At 63.5% G+C, this 16,233-nt stretch carries 17 protein-coding genes; 8 read left to right on the top strand and 9 right to left on the bottom strand.

Features of this window, described 5'->3' with window-relative positions; all coding sequences use genetic code 11:
• Positions 1 to 42: 42 nt before the first annotated feature.
• Both R4P65_RS03640 and R4P65_RS03635 read right to left on the bottom strand, forming a co-directional pair.
• Positions 43 to 1,443, bottom strand: a complete 1,401-nt coding sequence (locus R4P65_RS03640; RefSeq protein WP_317825551.1) for a nitrate/nitrite transporter — start codon at positions 1,441 to 1,443, stop codon at positions 43 to 45.
• Positions 1,444 to 1,557: 114 nt separating this feature from the next.
• Positions 1,558 to 2,820, bottom strand: a complete 1,263-nt coding sequence (locus tag R4P65_RS03635; RefSeq protein WP_317825466.1) for an MFS transporter — start codon at positions 2,818 to 2,820, stop codon at positions 1,558 to 1,560.
• 104 nt (positions 2,821 to 2,924) lie between these two features.
• Here R4P65_RS03635 and R4P65_RS03630 point away from each other — a divergent pair, with 104 nt between their 5' ends.
• On the top strand, positions 2,925 to 3,605 hold the full coding sequence (locus R4P65_RS03630; protein ID WP_317825465.1) for a FadR/GntR family transcriptional regulator: 681 nt from the start codon (positions 2,925 to 2,927) through the stop codon (positions 3,603 to 3,605).
• Here the strand turns inward: R4P65_RS03630 and R4P65_RS03625 are convergent.
• Genes R4P65_RS03625 through R4P65_RS03615 form a run of 3 tightly spaced genes read right to left on the bottom strand, consistent with a single transcriptional unit; the run spans position 3,602 to position 6,783 of the window.
• The gene (locus tag R4P65_RS03625; RefSeq protein WP_007731227.1) at positions 3,602 to 4,456 is read right to left on the bottom strand and encodes a TIGR02569 family protein; all 855 of its coding nucleotides are present in this window, start codon (positions 4,454 to 4,456) and stop codon (positions 3,602 to 3,604) included. The two genes, R4P65_RS03630 and R4P65_RS03625, sit on opposite strands and share 4 nt — an antisense overlap.
• 45 nt (positions 4,457 to 4,501) lie before the next feature.
• Complete coding sequence (gene moeZ / locus R4P65_RS03620; RefSeq protein WP_317825464.1) at positions 4,502 to 5,689, bottom strand: adenylyltransferase/sulfurtransferase MoeZ; 1,188 nt, start codon at positions 5,687 to 5,689, stop codon at positions 4,502 to 4,504.
• Between the two features lie 47 nt (positions 5,690 to 5,736).
• On the bottom strand, positions 5,737 to 6,783 hold the full coding sequence (locus tag R4P65_RS03615; RefSeq protein ID WP_374227984.1) for a DUF3152 domain-containing protein: 1,047 nt from the start codon (positions 6,781 to 6,783) through the stop codon (positions 5,737 to 5,739).
• 330 nt (positions 6,784 to 7,113) lie between these two features.
• On the opposite strand from R4P65_RS03615, the gene R4P65_RS03610 reads away from it, so the two are divergent.
• Positions 7,114 to 7,785 (top strand): TetR/AcrR family transcriptional regulator, encoded by a 672-nt coding sequence (locus R4P65_RS03610; protein ID WP_230812633.1) that lies wholly within the window; start codon positions 7,114 to 7,116, stop codon positions 7,783 to 7,785.
• A 69-nt stretch (positions 7,786 to 7,854) separates the two neighbouring features.
• On the opposite strand, the gene R4P65_RS03605 is transcribed toward R4P65_RS03610, so the two are convergent.
• Positions 7,855 to 8,085 (bottom strand): DUF3107 domain-containing protein, encoded by a 231-nt coding sequence (locus R4P65_RS03605; protein ID WP_230812632.1) that lies wholly within the window; start codon positions 8,083 to 8,085, stop codon positions 7,855 to 7,857.
• A gap of 108 nt (positions 8,086 to 8,193) precedes the next feature.
• Entirely contained in the window at positions 8,194 to 8,889 is a 696-nt protein-coding gene (locus R4P65_RS03600) for a ferritin-like fold-containing protein (RefSeq protein ID WP_317825550.1), read from the bottom strand.
• 400 nt (positions 8,890 to 9,289) lie between these two features.
• Here R4P65_RS03600 and R4P65_RS03595 point away from each other — a divergent pair, with 400 nt between their 5' ends.
• Together R4P65_RS03595 and R4P65_RS03590 are read left to right on the top strand one after the other, a co-directional pair.
• Complete coding sequence (locus R4P65_RS03595) at positions 9,290 to 10,894, top strand: DEAD/DEAH box helicase (RefSeq protein ID WP_317825549.1); 1,605 nt, start codon at positions 9,290 to 9,292, stop codon at positions 10,892 to 10,894.
• A gap of 9 nt (positions 10,895 to 10,903) precedes the next feature.
• Positions 10,904 to 12,106, top strand: a complete 1,203-nt coding sequence (locus tag R4P65_RS03590) for a PQQ-binding-like beta-propeller repeat protein (RefSeq protein WP_317825463.1) — start codon at positions 10,904 to 10,906, stop codon at positions 12,104 to 12,106.
• Between the two features lie 15 nt (positions 12,107 to 12,121).
• Here R4P65_RS03590 and R4P65_RS03585 read toward each other — a convergent pair whose 3' ends face one another.
• Positions 12,122 to 12,919, bottom strand: a complete 798-nt coding sequence (locus tag R4P65_RS03585) for an AAA family ATPase (RefSeq protein WP_317825462.1) — start codon at positions 12,917 to 12,919, stop codon at positions 12,122 to 12,124.
• A gap of 71 nt (positions 12,920 to 12,990) precedes the next feature.
• On the opposite strand from R4P65_RS03585, the gene R4P65_RS03580 reads away from it, so the two are divergent.
• Complete coding sequence (locus R4P65_RS03580) at positions 12,991 to 13,614, top strand: acid phosphatase (protein ID WP_317825461.1); 624 nt, start codon at positions 12,991 to 12,993, stop codon at positions 13,612 to 13,614.
• A gap of 42 nt (positions 13,615 to 13,656) precedes the next feature.
• A complete protein-coding gene (locus tag R4P65_RS03575; RefSeq protein WP_003940724.1) occupies positions 13,657 to 14,136 on the top strand; it encodes a GNAT family N-acetyltransferase in 480 nt (159 codons plus the stop codon).
• Between the two features lie 20 nt (positions 14,137 to 14,156).
• Here R4P65_RS03575 and R4P65_RS03570 read toward each other — a convergent pair whose 3' ends face one another.
• Entirely contained in the window at positions 14,157 to 14,639 is a 483-nt protein-coding gene (locus R4P65_RS03570) for a hypothetical protein (RefSeq protein WP_317825460.1), read from the bottom strand.
• 41 nt (positions 14,640 to 14,680) lie between these two features.
• On the opposite strand from R4P65_RS03570, the gene R4P65_RS03565 reads away from it, so the two are divergent.
• On the top strand, positions 14,681 to 15,637 hold the full coding sequence (locus tag R4P65_RS03565) for a diacylglycerol kinase family lipid kinase (protein WP_317825459.1): 957 nt from the start codon (positions 14,681 to 14,683) through the stop codon (positions 15,635 to 15,637).
• 255 nt (positions 15,638 to 15,892) lie between these two features.
• Complete coding sequence (locus R4P65_RS03560; protein ID WP_003940950.1) at positions 15,893 to 16,147, top strand: WhiB family transcriptional regulator; 255 nt, start codon at positions 15,893 to 15,895, stop codon at positions 16,145 to 16,147.
• Positions 16,148 to 16,233: the final 86 nt, after the last annotated feature.

Genomic DNA, 16,233 nt, shown 5'->3' with positions numbered 1-16,233 from the left:
TCCTGAGGTACGAGAGAGTTCTGAGATTCTGCGGAGCGGTCGTCAAACCGTGACGGCGACCTTCGTGTCGTCGACGTCCGTGGTCAGCGTCGACGGCTTGCGCAGGAAGACGAACCAGGTGACCGCGATGCAGGCGATATAGAAGGCCAGGAAGACCCAGAAGGCCATGGTCGCCGACTTCGCGGGGCTGCTGTACGACGCGCGCAGGACCAGGTTGATGCCGACACCGCCCAAACCGCCTACCGCACCGGCGAATCCGATGAGCGCGCCGGAAATGCTGCGCGACCACGTTGCCTTCTCGCTGCGATCCATGTGGTCGAAGCTCTGAGCTTTCGCTTCGAAGATTGCCGGGATCATCTTGTAGACGGATCCGTTTCCGATGCCGGAGAGCAGGAACAGGGCGATGAACCCGAGAACGAACGTCACCATGATTCCAGCACTCGCGACGCCCGCGGTGTTGTCGTCCATTGTTCCGGCCGTCACGAGGATCGATGCCGCGAACGCCATGGCCACAAACGTCCACATCGTGATCTTGCCGCCACCGATGCGGTCGGCCAGCTTTCCGCCGAGGGGACGAGCGATCGAGCCGAGGAGCGGTCCGATGAAGGCGATCTGTGCCGCGTGCAGTGCAGCCGCTGCCGGAGTGGCACCGCCGGCGAGGAAGTTGATTTGCAGAACCTGACCGAAGGCGAAGCTGAATCCGATGAAGGAACCGAACGTACCGATGTACAAGAAGCTGATCACCCAGGACTCGGAGAACTTCAGCGCCTTGGCCATCGATCGCAGGTCCGACTTCTGGTTGCCCAGGTTGTCCATGAACAGCGCAGCGCCGACGGCAGCGGCCGCAATGAACACCAGATAAACAGCGCAGACGATCCACGGAGCTCGGTTGCCCACGGTTGCGATCACCAGAAGGCCGATCAGCTGGATCATCGGTACACCGATGTTGCCGCCGCCTGCGTTGAGCCCGAGCGCCCACCCCTTGAGGCGCTGCGGGTAGAAGGCATTGATGTTGGTCATCGACGACGCGAAGTTGCCGCCGCCGATACCTGCTGTGGCCGCCACCAACATGAACGTGGTGTAGGACGCGCCCGGATTCATCATCAGGTAGAGCGTGAGAAGTGTTGGTATGAAAAGGAACAGCGCACTCATGACCGTCCAGTTGCGACCGCCGAAGCGTGCGGTGGCAACCGTGTACGGAATGCGGAGGACGGACCCGACGAGTGTGGGCACTGCGACGAGGAAGAACTTTCCGGCCGCGTCGATGCCGTAGATATCCGTCGGCATGAACAACACCATCACGGACCAGATCGACCAGATCGAGAAGCCGACGTGTTCGGCCACCACTGACCAGATCAGGTTTCGCTTCGCGATGTCCTTGCCGCCGGATTCCCAGGCGTCGACGTCCTCTGCATCCCAATGCTCGATGTAATGACTCACCAGGGCCTCCTGAAAGATGTTGGAGACCCAAAGGTAGAAAACGGTTATTGCGCCGGTGCTGCGCGCGATGACCGCGAAGTCAATTGATCCTCACCCGGTAACAAAGCCGGGTGTGAGCTAGTTCTTCGCGGGCGCGTGCCAGGAATCCTCGAGCATCCGAGGCTTACATGCCTGGTAGGCACCCAGAAGCACCACGATCACCGCGACGACGAGCAAGCCGAACGGCGCAGCGTATCCACCGGACACGTCATGGAAAACGCCGAACAGGAGCGGACCGAGGCAGGCAACGGAGTAGCCGATGCCCTGGGTGAAACCGGACAGGGCGGAGGAGCCGATGTGCGAACGTGTGCGCAGATTGATCAGTGTGAGTGACATCGGGAACGTACTCGGGCCGAGGCCCAGAACGACAACCCACACGATCGGTGCCGCCATCGGGGCGAAGTAGAGTCCGCCCATTCCGACGAGGTAACAGACGGCACACGCGATCACGACGGGGAACGGATTGGCCATGCGGGCGCACAGCGTCGGTGCCCCGAAAGCTGCGACGAGCCCGATCACCGAGAACATACCGACCATGGTTCCGCCGAATGCGTCGCTGGCGCCGGCATCACGAAGGATCGAGGGAATCCACGTGAACATCGAATAGGTGATCAGCGAAGTCATGCCGAACATGCCGGCCATCCCCCAGGCCACGGGCGAACGCCAGACCTGACCGCGCGGCTGTTCCGTCGCTGCCGCAACAGAATCCGATGCATTCTCGACGGACCCGGCTTCGTTCGCGCGAACCTTGCGTGAGCGAGCGAGGGTGATCAACCACGGCACTGCGGCGGCGAAGCCGAAGGCCGACCACCAGCCGATCGAGAACCTCCACCCGAAGGCGTCGGCGACCGGAACGGCGACGAACGCCGGAACGATGGTGCCGATCTGCACGGCCACGATGTAGACCGAACTCATGGTGGCGAGGCGATCGGAGAAGTACCGCTTGACCAACGGCGGAATCACGACATTGCCGATTCCCATGCCGGCCAGCGCCAGAGCCGACAGAGCCAGCAACGACCACGTCTGAGACATCATGGCGCGCAACAGCATTCCGACGCCCGCCATCAGCATCGCGACGAGGGCCGTACGTTCGAGTCCGATACGTTTCGCGATGGCCGGGGTGATGAGCCCGAAGATCGCGAACATAGCGGTCGGAACCATGCCGAAGACGCCGACGATCGAGGCGGAGAAGCCGATCTCGTCGCGAATCTCTGCCGCCAACGGCGAGAACGAGGTCACCGCAAGTCGAAGTACGAGCGCAGACATCGCAATAGCGGCGAAGACGAGCACACGGCCTTGTACCAACGAGCGGGTTTCGGTTCTCTCCAGTTGAGCAGTCACCGGCAAATCATAGGATGACCGGACGAACTCGCACAAGCGCGGTACTCTAACGTCACATTCACACCACTACCCTGAGCCACAACCCGGACCCGAGGAAACACCACGTGCAACCCGTTCGACGCGCAAGCCTCATCTCGCAGGTCACCGAACAACTCCGCAACGAAATCCGGGGCGGCACCTGGCCGATCGGCTCCAAGATCCCCACCGAACCGGAACTGTCGGAGCTGACCGGCACCGGACGCAACACGGTGCGCGAGGCGGTCCAGGCGCTCGTTCACGCCGGAATGCTGGAACGTCGTCAGGGATCGGGCACCTACGTCGTTGCCCTCTCCGACCTCGGTGGCACTCTCGGTAACTACTTTGCCGGCGCCCACCAGCGGGATGTGCTCGAACTGAGGCGCGCGCTCGACATCACCGCGGCCACTCTCGCCGCCGCACGCCGAACCGAAGACGACATCGCCGAGCTGACGCGGTTACTCGCGCTCCGCACTGAGTCGTGGGAAGGCCAGGACGTCGACGCCGCCACCACTGCGGACGTCGCCCTGCACCGGGCGATCGTCGCGGCCAGCCACAACGAGGTCTACCTGGAGTTCTACGACTCCCTGCTCCCGGTCATCGAAACCACGATTCAACAGCACATCGATGCGACCGGTGAGGGATTTCACTCGCAGCACGCGAAGCTCGTCGAGGCTGTAGTCGGCGGGGACACGGTCGCCGCCTCGAACGCCGCACGCGAATTGTTCGAGGGCCTGGTCTCGGACTTCGGTGCAGGTGCGGCGCTCTAGAGCAGCAAGCGCACGATGTCGGACGTGCGGGCCAGTCCCGGAAACGCGTCCGCCGTCGAGCGAGGATGAAGAACATGAACGGCCAAGCGGAACATCACCGCACGTAGAAGCATCTGCGGCCACTCGGGTAGGTCTTCCCAACGGCCGACCAGCGCTTCGTCGGCACCGCCCCACGAGATCGCGTCGACCACCGCGACGGCGGCCGCCCACGCTGCCGGACGCCAATACGGCGTGATGTCGGTGATTCCGGGCGCCATACTGCCCGAGAACAGCACTGTCCCGAACAAATCGCCGTGCACGAGCTGGTCGGGACTCTGTACCGGCTTACGCAAAGTCGCGAGCCCGGCAATCAGTTCCAAACTCTTGCGGCCGTCCGGCGTAGGCGTCTCGAGCTGCTCGACGCCCTTCGCGATCCTCAGCGGAACCGTCTCCCACGCCGCGCGATCAGCCGCGACGAATACGTCGACCTCGGCCCACGGCGGCACCGGCGGTTGCGCAAGGAAGCGCGGGCGCTCGAGCGAGGCCGTCGCCGCATGCAGTCGGCAGGACATCGAGACCACTTCGTCGTGACGCGGTTCCGGCGATCCGACGATGAATGTGTCGGCGCGCCAGCCCGAAACGACGTACCGACCGTCGGTCGAACGCACCGGCCGAGCCAGTCGAACACCGTCGACTTCGAGGTTCTCTCGCACCTTCGCCGACCACGCTGCGCGGGCATGATCCGCAACTGCTGAAAGGACGACGTCTCCACACAGCCAACCGCCGTCCCAATCCGCACCGAGTGGGATGGGGTCGACTTCACGTAGGCCAAAGGTGGAGCACACGTGCTGGGGAGGTTGGCCTGTGCTCACACCACAACGCTACCGGTGTGCACCGCCGCCTCCCGCGAGGCGCGCCTAGTAGACCGGCAGACTCGCATCCACTTGGTTCGCCCAGGCGATCGCGCCGCCTTGAACGTGAACTGCGTCGGCGAAGCCCGCGTTCTTGAGAAAGGCCAATGCCTCGGCCGAACGAATTCCGGTCTTGCAGTACAGGACTATCTGCTTGTTCTGCGGCAAGGTCGCCAGGGCTTCACCGGACAGGATGCGGTCCTTCGGGATCAGCACCGCCCCCGGCAGATGCATGATGTCCCATTCGACCGGTTCTCGTACGTCGACCAATTCGATCGGTCGACCCTCGCCGATCATGGCCTCCAGTTCCGGCGCCGTGATCGTCGAACCGGCAGCGGCAGCGCTCGCCTCTTCGGACACGACACCGCAGAACGCGTCGTAGTCGATCAAGGCGGTGACCGGAACTCTGGTCGGATCACGCTGAAGGCGGATCGTCCGGAACGTCATCGCAAGTGCGTCGTAGATCATCAGGCGTCCGAGAAGAGGTTCACCGATTCCGGTGATGAGCTTGACCGCCTCGGTCGCCATGATCGAACCGATTGTCGCCGGCAGGACTCCGAGAACACCGCCCTCGGCACACGAGGGGACCATGCCCGGCGGCGGCGCCTCGGGGTAGAGGTCGCGATAGTTCAGTCCCGCGCCGTCCGGGGCGTCTTCCCAGAAGACCGAGACCTGCCCTTCGAAGCGGTAGATCGAGCCCCACACGTACGGCTTTCCGGCGATCACGGCGGCATCGTTGACGAGGTACCGCGTCGCGAAGTTGTCCGTGCCGTCGAGGATCAGGTCGTATTCGGAGAACAACTCGACCGCGTTGGAATTGTCCAGGCGAAACTCGTGCAACCGGACGTCGACGTGTTCGTTGATCTCGAGAATCGACTCTTTCGCGCTGACCGCCTTCGGGCGTCCGACGTCTGAGCGTCCGTGAATCACCTGACGCTGCAGGTTCGACATGTCGACCTCGTCGAACTCGACGATTCCGATCGTGCCCACTCCTGCAGCCGCGAGATAGAGCAGTGCAGGCGAACCCAATCCACCGGCGCCGATGAAGAGAACTCGCGCATTCTTGAGCCGCTTCTGACCGGTCATGCCGACGTTCGGAATGATCAGGTGCCTGCTGTATCGGGCAACTTCCTCCCGGCTCAACTCGGCTGCCGGCTCCACCAGTGGTGGCAATACGACGGGTGTTGCAGACACCGCGAAACACTCCTAGTTCAAGACGAGATCAGGGGTTCTTGATCCGGTCACGCTCGGGGGTACGGCCACGGATTGAAGCGGCACGTGAGTCCGTTCATCGGAACGACGCCCTCGGGGTCAAGCCTAGCGATGTCGTTGTTCGCGGTTCCGAAGGTCTGCTGCATCATGATCGGTGCGAGTCCGCCCTCGGTCTCGCACGGCTGATGAGCGGCGTAACCGATGGCATGGCCGACCTCGTGATTGATCTGATACTGCCGATACGAGCCGATGTCACCCTGGAACGAAATGGCGCCTCGAACCCACCGCGGTTCGTTGAGCAGGACTCGGTCCATGCTCGGGTTGTAGCAGGATCCTTCGAGTTCGATCTCGTAGCCGCAGCCTTCGCGGATGGTCATCTGTGAGGTCAGGGAGATGCGGAAGTCCGGCTCGCCCGCGTCGACGCGCCGGAACGCGACCTTGGGATCGTTGGTCCAACTCTTCGGATTGGCCAGTGTCTGATCGACCATGCGTCCGTACGATTCGTCACCGCCGAAGCCGGTGGTGTCGACGCCGTCCTCGATCTCGACCGTGTACGTGAACTCGCGCTCGGTTCCCTGTCCCACCTTGCCCGTCGTACCCGGTACGACATGCCATGTACCGCCGCCGGCGACGGTGAACGGACCACCGTCGGGAAGTGCACCGGACGGTATCGACGACGCAAAAGTTCCGTCTCCGGCCGGTGGTGCGCCGATGACGTCGGTTCCGTCGGTGCTGTGCGCGAGGTCGGCGGTGGCCGACGTCTTACTCGCGGACTCGGTGGTGTCCGGACGTACTGCATCGACGATCACGAGGATGGTGAGCACCACGAGAACCGGGATCGCGTAGGCCCGCCAGCCGTACGTCGAGACGAAGCGCCCGAGCTTGCTCTGCTTTCGCGCTGCGCGGTCCGGCCGCGGATTGCGCGGCGTTCGGCCCACTTCTCGTTTGGTCGGATCCCATTGGGCACGCAAAGGCTGATGGGAGGAAATGCCTCGATAGTCGCGTTCGCCGTAGGCACGATCGTCCGGCACCTCCGGCCGACGTTCGTCGCGGGGTGCTCCAGTTCCGCTACGCATTCGAAGTTCCTCACGATCAGGGTTCTGCGTAGTTCGTCCACGCATGCGCGGTCCCCCTGGGTCAGTCACGTCGTCCAGAATCTCACACACGGCAAGTCGCTCGCCCAGGCTGACCGAAACCTGCTGGTCCTGGCGTGTCATGGCGACCCGTCGTGTAACGAGAAAGACCGCCGGTCTCGCTCACCGAGGCACACGCGACTCGCCCGGGCGACACACGGTATCGTTCATTCGGCTACGACCGGTGTGACGGAGGATACTGGCGGGTACGCACACGCGACTCGCGGATCCGCGCGCCGACCGGATTTTACTTTTGCTCAGATTGGAAGCGACATGACAGAACTCGCGGATCGGACAGACTCCGATCGCGGTACAACGGCCGGCAAGCCTGCCGGAACACGTCGCAGCACCCGCCTCCCCCGCGATGCGCGCCGCCTCCAGCTCCTCGCAGCTGCAAGCGAGGTCTTCGTCGCGAACGGGTACCACTCGGCCGGTATGGACGAGATCGCCGAATGCGCCGGTGTCAGCAAACCAGTCTTGTACCAACATTTCCCAGGCAAGCTCGAGCTGTACGTAGCGGTTCTCCAGAGCTACGTCGACAGTCTCATCTCGGGAGTGCGCCAAGCTCTGCGATCGACGACGGACAACAAACAGCGTGTCCGCGCCGCAGTCCAGGCGTTCTTCGACTTCGTCGACAACGACTCGCAGGGTTTCCGCTTGGTGTTCGAGTCCGACATCATGGGCGAGCCTCAGGTGCAGACGCGCGTCGAACAAGCCACCGAAGCCTGCGTCGACGCCGTGTTCGACCTGGTCAGCCAGGATTCCGGACTCGATCCGTATCGTGCACGCATCCTTGCCGTCGGGCTTGTCGGCGCCAGCCAGTTCACCGCGCGGTACTGGCTCGAAGCTGCACGGCCTATTCCCAAGGAAGAAGCCGTCGAGATCACGGTGGCACTGGCGTGGGGCGGCCTCTCTCACGTGCCGCTGCAGGCCGAAACCAAGTAACCACACCAGAACGAGAATGGGCGGGCAGTCGTAACGACTGCCCGCCCATTCTGCTGTTACAGCTACGCCTCAGACGGTAGGCGCGAACCCGACCTTGCGGATATCGGACGGGCCGATCTCCACGTACGCCACACGAGCAGCCTGCACCAGGAACTTGCGGCCCTTGTCGTCGACGAGTGCCAGAACCGGCTCACGGCCACCGAGGACAGCCGCGACCTGTGTCTCGACCTCGTCAGGGGTCTGTTCGCTGTTGACGATGAGCTCACGCGGGCTGTCGATTACACCGATCTTGACCTCCACGGTCAACCTCCGAACTGTTCGTGAATTACATCCGTTGTCGACGCAAGGCTAATGCAGCAGAGACCGCGCACGCTCCTCCGCACGCTGTGCCCAGAGCGAACACGACACCTAGACGAGCCCGAGAATCGCCATCCGCTCGGCATGCTTGGCCTGCATACCGTCGAACAACGCAACAACTCCGTTGAGGTCACCGGAGGCCGAGATCACCAGATCAGTGAGGTCCTCACGCTGCGCCAACACGAACTGTGCCTGTGTGATCGCCTCACCGAGGAGTCGGCGTCCCCACAGCATCAACCGGTCCTTGGCGCGGGTACTGGCCTCCACTGCAGCCTTCACCTCGAGCACCACGAACTCCGAGTGGCCCGTTTGAGAGAGCACGTCCTCCACGATCTCGGCCACATCCGCCGGGAGGGAGTGCCCGATCTCGCGGTAGAAATCGGCAGCGATTCCGTCTCCGACATACGCCTTCACGAGCGATTCCAGCCACGTCGACGGCGTGGTCGACGCGTGATAATTGTCGAGAGCGCGAACGAACGGGTCCATGACGGCAAAGATCTCGTGGCCACGTTCCGTGAGGGCTGTTTCCAGAGTCTCGAAGTGGTCCATCTCGGCGGCGGCCATGCTGGCGAACGCCACCTTGCCTCGCAGGTCCGGTGCCATTTGTGCGTCTTCCGCCAAACGGTAGAACGCCGAAATCTCGCCATACGCGAGAACGGCAAACAAATCGATCACGCCGGGGTGATCGGAAGCGACTCGGCCTCCGGTTCCAGCGGCCGTCGAAGCATCAAGATCGTGTGCGCCCATAACTACGAACTGTAGTGCTTCGACGGCCGACGCGACCGCCAAGGACCGCATGTCCGATTCGGTGATCTTCGACATGTCATCGCGAGGGGCGGACAACGTGCAGCTACAATGGTCTTGGGAGTTCGCCAGTTCCCCCGGCTCTTATGGTTCGCTGGGACGGCTGCTTTAGATCAGCCGACAAAACTGTGCTCACGCGGACCCCACCGATAATGTGCGCGCACCTGCATCGACGGTTGTTGCCCGCTTCGCCGAGATCTCCGGACGGTTCGAATTCGTCCGAGTGGAATTCAGTGCTGAGGCGTAGGCATGGCCGAAGAAAAAGAGGGCATCGACATCGGCCGACTTACGGCCTGGCCCCTTACCTTGTGCGTGCGTACCGCCACGAGGAAAGGCTAGTCCCCTGAGCAAGATCACTGTCGACCACGAAGACGAAGCAACCGAGAACACCGTTTCCGTCCAGCTCGACGACACGCATGTACCCCCGACCTTTACCGAGCTCGGTGTCCGCGACGAAATCGTCCGCGCACTGAACGAGATCGGCATCGAGCGCACCTTCGCCATCCAGGAACTCACCCTTCCGTTGGCTCTCGCCGGTGACGACCTCATCGGTCAGGCACGAACCGGAATGGGCAAGACCTTCGGTTTCGGCGTCCCGCTTCTGCATCGCATCGTCACCGCCGAGAACGGCACGGCTGTTCTCGACGGCACGCCCCGCGCCTTGATCATCGTTCCCACCCGCGAACTGTGCATCCAGGTCGCCCGCGACCTCGAGAACGCCAGCAAGTACCTCCGCGTCGGCGATCGTGGTCTTCAGGTTCTGCCCATCTACGGCGGCCGGCCGTACGAGGCGCAGATCTCGGCACTCCAGAAGGGCGTCGACGTTGTCGTCGGCACCCCGGGCCGCCTGCTCGACCTCGCAAACCAGTCGCATCTGATCCTGGGCAAGGTCGGCGTCCTCGTCCTCGACGAGGCCGACGAAATGCTCGACCTCGGCTTCCTTCCCGACATCGAACGCCTCATGGGCATGGTCCCTGACAAGCGTCAGACGATGCTCTTCTCCGCGACGATGCCCGGCCCGATCATCACCCTGGCGCGCACCTTCCTGACACAGCCGACGCACATCCGCGCCGAAGAGGCCGAATCCTCCGCAGTGCACGACCGCACGAGCCAGCACATCTACCGTGCACACGCGCTCGACAAGGCCGAGATGGTCGCCCGCGTTCTGCAGGCCGAAGGCCGCGGCGCGACGATGATCTTCACCCGTACCAAGCGCACCGCCCAGAAGGTTGCCGACGATCTTGCCGAGCGCGGCTTCTCCGTCGGTGCCGTCCACGGCGACCTTGGACAGATCGCCCGTGAAAAGGCACTGAAAGGCTTCCGTAACGGAAAGGTCGACGTTCTGGTCGCCACCGACGTCGCCGCCCGCGGTATCGACATCGACGACGTCACCCACGTCATCAACTACCAGTGCCCCGAGGACGAAAAGACCTACGTCCACCGCATCGGTCGTACCGGCCGTGCAGGCCGCACCGGCATCGCGGTCACACTGGTCGACTGGGACGACATCCCTCGCTGGCAGCTCATCGACAAGGCCCTGAGCCTCGGAATCCCCGACCCGGTCGAGACGTACTCGAGCTCGCCGCACCTCTACGAAGAGCTGTCGATTCCGGCCGATGCCAAGGGCACTGTTCGCAAGGCGAAGACTGCGCCCGAGAAGGCAGCAACGGACAAGGCCGCAACGGACAAGGCGGACGCGCCGAAGACGACCGACTCGGACGGCAACGAAGAGAAGGCCGCTCCCCGCCGCAACCGGACCCGTCGCCGCACCCGCGCCGGCGCTTCGGCCGACGCCGCGACGTCCACCCCCGCTACCGCGACCACCGCTCCCCCTTCGGGACCCGCCGCAACCGGTGCCGAGAACACCGACGACGACGGAGCAGCCAAGCCGCGTCGACGTCGGCGTCGTCGCCCCGCGGCTACCGCGACGGCAGGCGCCGCAGAGTAAGCTGCCGATGTGCTGGCTCCTGAAAGGCGTACTCGCTCAGATCTGATCGGTGCGCTGGCTCTCGCGCTGGCCGTAGTCGTGGCGGTGACCGTGGTGTGGTTGCGCAGTGATGCGCACGGAACCACCTCGGTCACCGCTGACACGTCACTCCCACCTCTGTCGACGTCGGTGTTGTTGCCCGACATCCTGAAGCAGACGTGGGAATCCCCCAGCGCCGCCTCGACGGCGCCCATCACCGTCGGAAATGCCGTTGTCACCGCCGACGGTTCCGAAGTGATCGGCCGCGATCCGGCTACGGGCGAAGAAGTGTGGCGGTACGCGCGCAACATCCCTCTGTGCGGCGCGATCGGTTCGTGGGATCGCGTCGTCAGTGTCTACCAAGACAATCGTGGGTGCTCACAGGTCACGTCGCTGGTCGCCGACACCGGTGCCCGCAAGGACCAACGCAACAGCGACGCCGATTCCGCGGTCAGCCTTTCAGCGGACGGCACCTACCTGATTTCGCGCGGCAGTGAGCGAATGGAACTGTGGCGTTCGGACCTCGTCCGAACCCTCGAGTACGGCCGGGTCGACGCGAAGGTCAACCCGAACAAGCAGCCCCGCACCGGATGCACGCTGCTCGATGCTGCGTCGAGCGCCAACCGAGTCTCCGTACTCGAACGCTGCCCCGGTGAAGCCTCCAACAGGTTGACGGTGATGAATCCCGCACCCAAGGACGCCCAGGAACCCGAAGAGTACGGATCCGCGATTCTCCTCGACTCCGAGGGCGCACGCCTGCTTGCTGTGGCCGGCGAAAAGACCGCGGTCTATCTCCCCGCAGCCAACGGAACCGTTTCTCGCATCAGCATTTTCGACGGAACCGGCAATCCGATCGTCGACTATCCGATCGAGGGAGCGGTGACCGAAGGCGCCCGCACCCACGCCGACAAAGCGTCGATCACGTGGTGGACCGGCTCGCAGACCGTCAACCTCCGCCTGAGCGATCTCGCTCCGACGTGGATCGTCAACGGAACGTCCGGGCCCGGAAGCATGGTCGCCGGTCAGATGCTCATCCCCGTTCCGGGCGGCATTGCAGCCGTCAGCCCTTCGGACGGAACCGTTCAGCGCATGATTGCAGTCGACCGCGGTGAGACGGCCACACCGATCGTGCTCGCCGGTGCGGGCGAGACGATTCTGGAACAGCGCGGCGACACCGTGTTCTCGCTGCGCTAGAATTTCTCGCTGCGGTCAGAGCGTCAGCTCCGGCGCGAAAGTCACGACTTCGTTTCCAGCCCAATGCTTTAAAAGATTGTCGGCGAGTTCACGATAGGCGTCCGCTCCCTTGTTCTTTCGCCCCGCTAGGACCGTCGCGCCCGAAGCAGAGGCCTCCGCGAACTTGACGGTGCGTGGGATCGGCGGCGCCAGAACGGCCAGGGAGTAGCGATCACTGACGTCGGCGAGCACGTCGCGACTGTGAGTGGTCCGAGCGTCGTACAGAGTCGGAAGTGCGCCGAGCAGAACAAGATCCGGGTTGGTGATGGCCTGGACTTCACGAACCGTACGCAGCAGCTGTCCGACGCCGCGGTGCGCGAGGGTCTCGCATTGCAGCGGGACCAGAACCGACTGCGCCGCAGTCAAACCGTTGAGTGTGAGCACTCCCAACGACGGCGGGCAGTCGATGATGATGACGTCGTAACTACCCAGGAGCGGAGACAGCGCCCGCTTGAGCGCGAACTCTCGACCGGGTCGCATCAGGAGCAGCGCTTCGGCGCCCGCGAGATCGATGGTTGCCGGCAGGAGGTCCATGCCGTCTTCCGTCTTCAGCACGGCGTCAACCGCGTCGAGATCACCCGCCAGGACCTCGTTGACCGAACGCTCGAGGCGATCCGGATTGTGTCCGAGCGAGAACGTCAGGCAGCCCTGCGGATCGAGATCCACCACCAGGACTCGCTGTCCGAGCGCGGACAAAGCCGCACCGAGGGAGGCGACCGTGGTGGTTTTAGCCACGCCGCCCTTTTGATTCGCCACTGCGAGAACCGTCGTCACACGTAGATCCTTGCGCACTTCGCGCCAGGAGGCGAGCTACACACGCGAGGCAGCCTGCAATGATGGTCCACATGGCTTCCCAGTCCGCCCCCTCGGCTATCCCCCTCAACGCTCGCGTCGTACTCATGCGCCACGGTGAAACCGAGTGGGCGCGCACCGGGAAACACACGGGACGGACCGAGGTTCCGCTGACTCCGCTCGGCGAGATGCAGGCCACCGCGACCGGAAACCGCCTGCGGACTCTCGACCTCCGCAATCCCATGATTCTCACCAGTCCTCGCTTGCGCGCTCAGTTGACGGGTGATCTCGCCGGGCTGCCGGAGGAGCGAACCTGGGATGCGCTCTCCGAATGGGACTACGGCGACTACGAGGGCCTCACGACGCCCGAGATCCGCGCAACTGTGCCCGATTGGACCGTCTGGACACACCCGTGCCCCGGCGGCGAGCAGTCGGATCAGATCCATGCCCGCACCGACATGGTGCTGTCGATGGTGCGTTCACAACTACCCGAGCGGGACGTGATCTTGATCGGGCACGGACACTTCTCGCGCGCACTCATCGCCCGCTGGCTGGAGCTCCCGGTGACGGAAGGAAAGCGTTTCGCGTTGTTCCCGGGTGCATACACGGTGCTCGGCTACGAGCACGGCGCCACCCATCTCGTTCATCACAACGTGCCGCCGCTCGTCGAGACCTAAGTTCGTCGAGGCCTAGGTTCGTCGAGGCTTAAGATTCTCTCCATGATTCGACGCGCCACGCCCGCAGACGTCCAGCCGATCACCGACATGATCTACGAGTTGGCGGACTATCAGAAGGCCCTCGACGAGTGCACCGTGAAGGCGGAACAGATCGGCGAGGCTCTGTTCGGGCCGGCCGCGACGGCCTTCGCACACGTAGCTGTGAATTCAGCCGACGACGTCGTCGGCATGGCGCTGTGGTTTCGCAATTTCTCGACCTGGGACGGCGCGCACGGCATCTACCTCGAAGATCTGTACGTCAAGCCCAGCCAGCGCGGATCAGGGCACGGAAAGGCCCTTCTGGCCGCACTCGCCAAGGAATGCACCGACAACGACTACACGCGGCTGTCCTGGTCGGTGCTCAACTGGAACACCCCCTCGATCAAGTTCTACGAGTCACTCGGCGCCGACGCGAAAACCGAGTGGACCACGTATCGCCTGACCGGAACCCATCTCGGAGCTCTCGCCGCCGAAGCAGAGTAGGTCTGAAGCCGAGTTGGCGTTCAGCCCTTCTTGTCCCGCGGCTCTTCGGGCTCGTCAGCGCGGGGGTTTCCCTCTTCCGGCGATACCTCGTCTGCGTACGCTCCGTACTGCGCTGCCATCCACCGAGACGTCGGCGCCGAGAACAGGCAGCCGAGGGCGCCGAGAACGACGACACCCAGAACGACGCCGAGCGGCACCTGATGCGAATCGGTCAGCAGCGACCAGGCGACCGGCAGGAGCAGCAACTGGGCGACGACGGCGATTGCCCGGCCCCACCGGCGACCGGTCAGCAGAGCGATACCTGCAGCCAACACCGCGCCGCCGAGAATCGCGACCCAGGCAGCGAAGCCGTACCCGTTGGTGACGCTCTGATCGTGCCCGGTTGCGCCGCGAATCACCGCGACGATCGCGAACCCGGCGGCAACCAGCCCTTGCAGCGTCACGAGGGCACCTGCCCATCTGACTGTCTTGGGCAGGGCGTTCGGACTGGCGGTATTCGGCACGAGGCCAGCCTAGAACACGACACCGGATAGGCTCATGCCCCGTGCGCGCACTGCTGATCGTCAATCCCAATGCCACCTCCACCACCGCCGCCGGTCGTGACCTGTTGGCACACGCCCTCGAGAGCCGGGTGCGACTTACTGTGGCGCACACCACACATCGCGGACACGCTGCCGAACTGGCGCGCGAAGCCCACGAAGACGGCTTCGGCTCGGTGATCGTCCACGGCGGCGACGGAACGGTCAACGAAGTGGTCAACGGACTGCTCGGGGCACCGCATCCCGCGTCGATGAAATCGGTTCCGGTCGGTCCGATCCCGACGATCGCGGTCGTTCCAGGGGGCTCGGCAAATGTTTTCGCGCGTTCACTCGGTATTGCCGCCGACCCGATCGACGCCACAAACCAACTCGTCGACCTACTCTCGGCGCGGACGAGACGCCGAATCGGGCTCGCACATTGTGACAACCGTTGGTTCACGTTCAATGCCGGAATGGGCCTCGACGCCGATGTGTGCGAAGCCGTCGACGCCAGCCGCAAGAATGGTGACGCTGCCACTCCAGCACGATATGTCCGAACCGCGATCGCAGCGTTCTTCCGCGCGAAGCGAGCCGAACCAGCACTGACAGTCCACCTTCCCGATCAGGATCCCGTCTCCGGAGTCCACTACGCGTTCGTGTCGAACTCGAGCCCGTGGACGTATCTGGAAGAGCGTCCCGTACACACCAATCCGGGAACTACCTTCGACAGCGGACTCGGAATCTTCGCTATGACGAGCACCAAAGTCCTACCGTCCCTGCGGGTTGTGCGGCAGCTCCTCGCACGCGGCGCAGAGCCGAAATCGAAGGTCCTCCTACGCACCGACGACGTCCCGACCATCACCATCGAATCGTCGCGACCGATCGGACTCCAGATGGACGGCGACTACATCGGACTTCGCGAAAAGGTCGAATTCACCTCGGTCCCGGATGCACTGGAAGTGTTCGCGCCGATTACGACGTGAGTCAGGCAACACGTTTGACCTGCAAAAACTCTGGTGCCGAATAGCCAAAATCGGGTAAAATGCCGGTGACGACCAGGTGGCCGTCAGGTGTGTCACAAATTAGTGAGTTGGCCCACGAACCCGTTCAAACCTATTGACATACCGCGAGTTCGTGAAAGCATTCACAAGTAACAGTGCGGAAACGTTGATGACGCACACACAAACTCATTGGTACCAAATGGTGTGAATACACACCCAATTAAGGAGCGAAAAAAGATGGACTGGCGCCACAACGCAATCTGTCGCGACGAGGATCCCGAACTGTTCTTCCCCGTGGGAAACAGCGGACCGGCCCTCGCTCAGATCGCTGATGCCAAGGTTGTCTGCAACCGCTGCCCCGTCACCGCCGAGTGCCTGTCATGGGCCCTCGAGTCCGGTCAGGATGCAGGCGTCTGGGGCGGAATGAGCGAAGACGAGCGTCGCGCACTCAAGCGTCGTAACGCACGTACCCGTGCACGCACTTCCGTCTAGGTAGAACCGAGACGTTCGACTCGAGGCGGAGAACAGCCCCTCCACACAGTCGAAGACGACAGCCCGGCACCACATGGTGCCGGGCT

The sequence above is a fragment of the Rhodococcus sp. IEGM 1318 genome, from assembly GCF_033142465.1.
In the GTDB taxonomy this organism is placed as follows: Bacteria; Actinomycetota; Actinomycetes; order Mycobacteriales; family Mycobacteriaceae; genus Rhodococcus_F; species Rhodococcus_F qingshengii_B.
The sequence above is the reverse complement of the archived record's forward strand: the minus strand, read 5'-3'. Positions and strand labels throughout refer to the sequence as shown.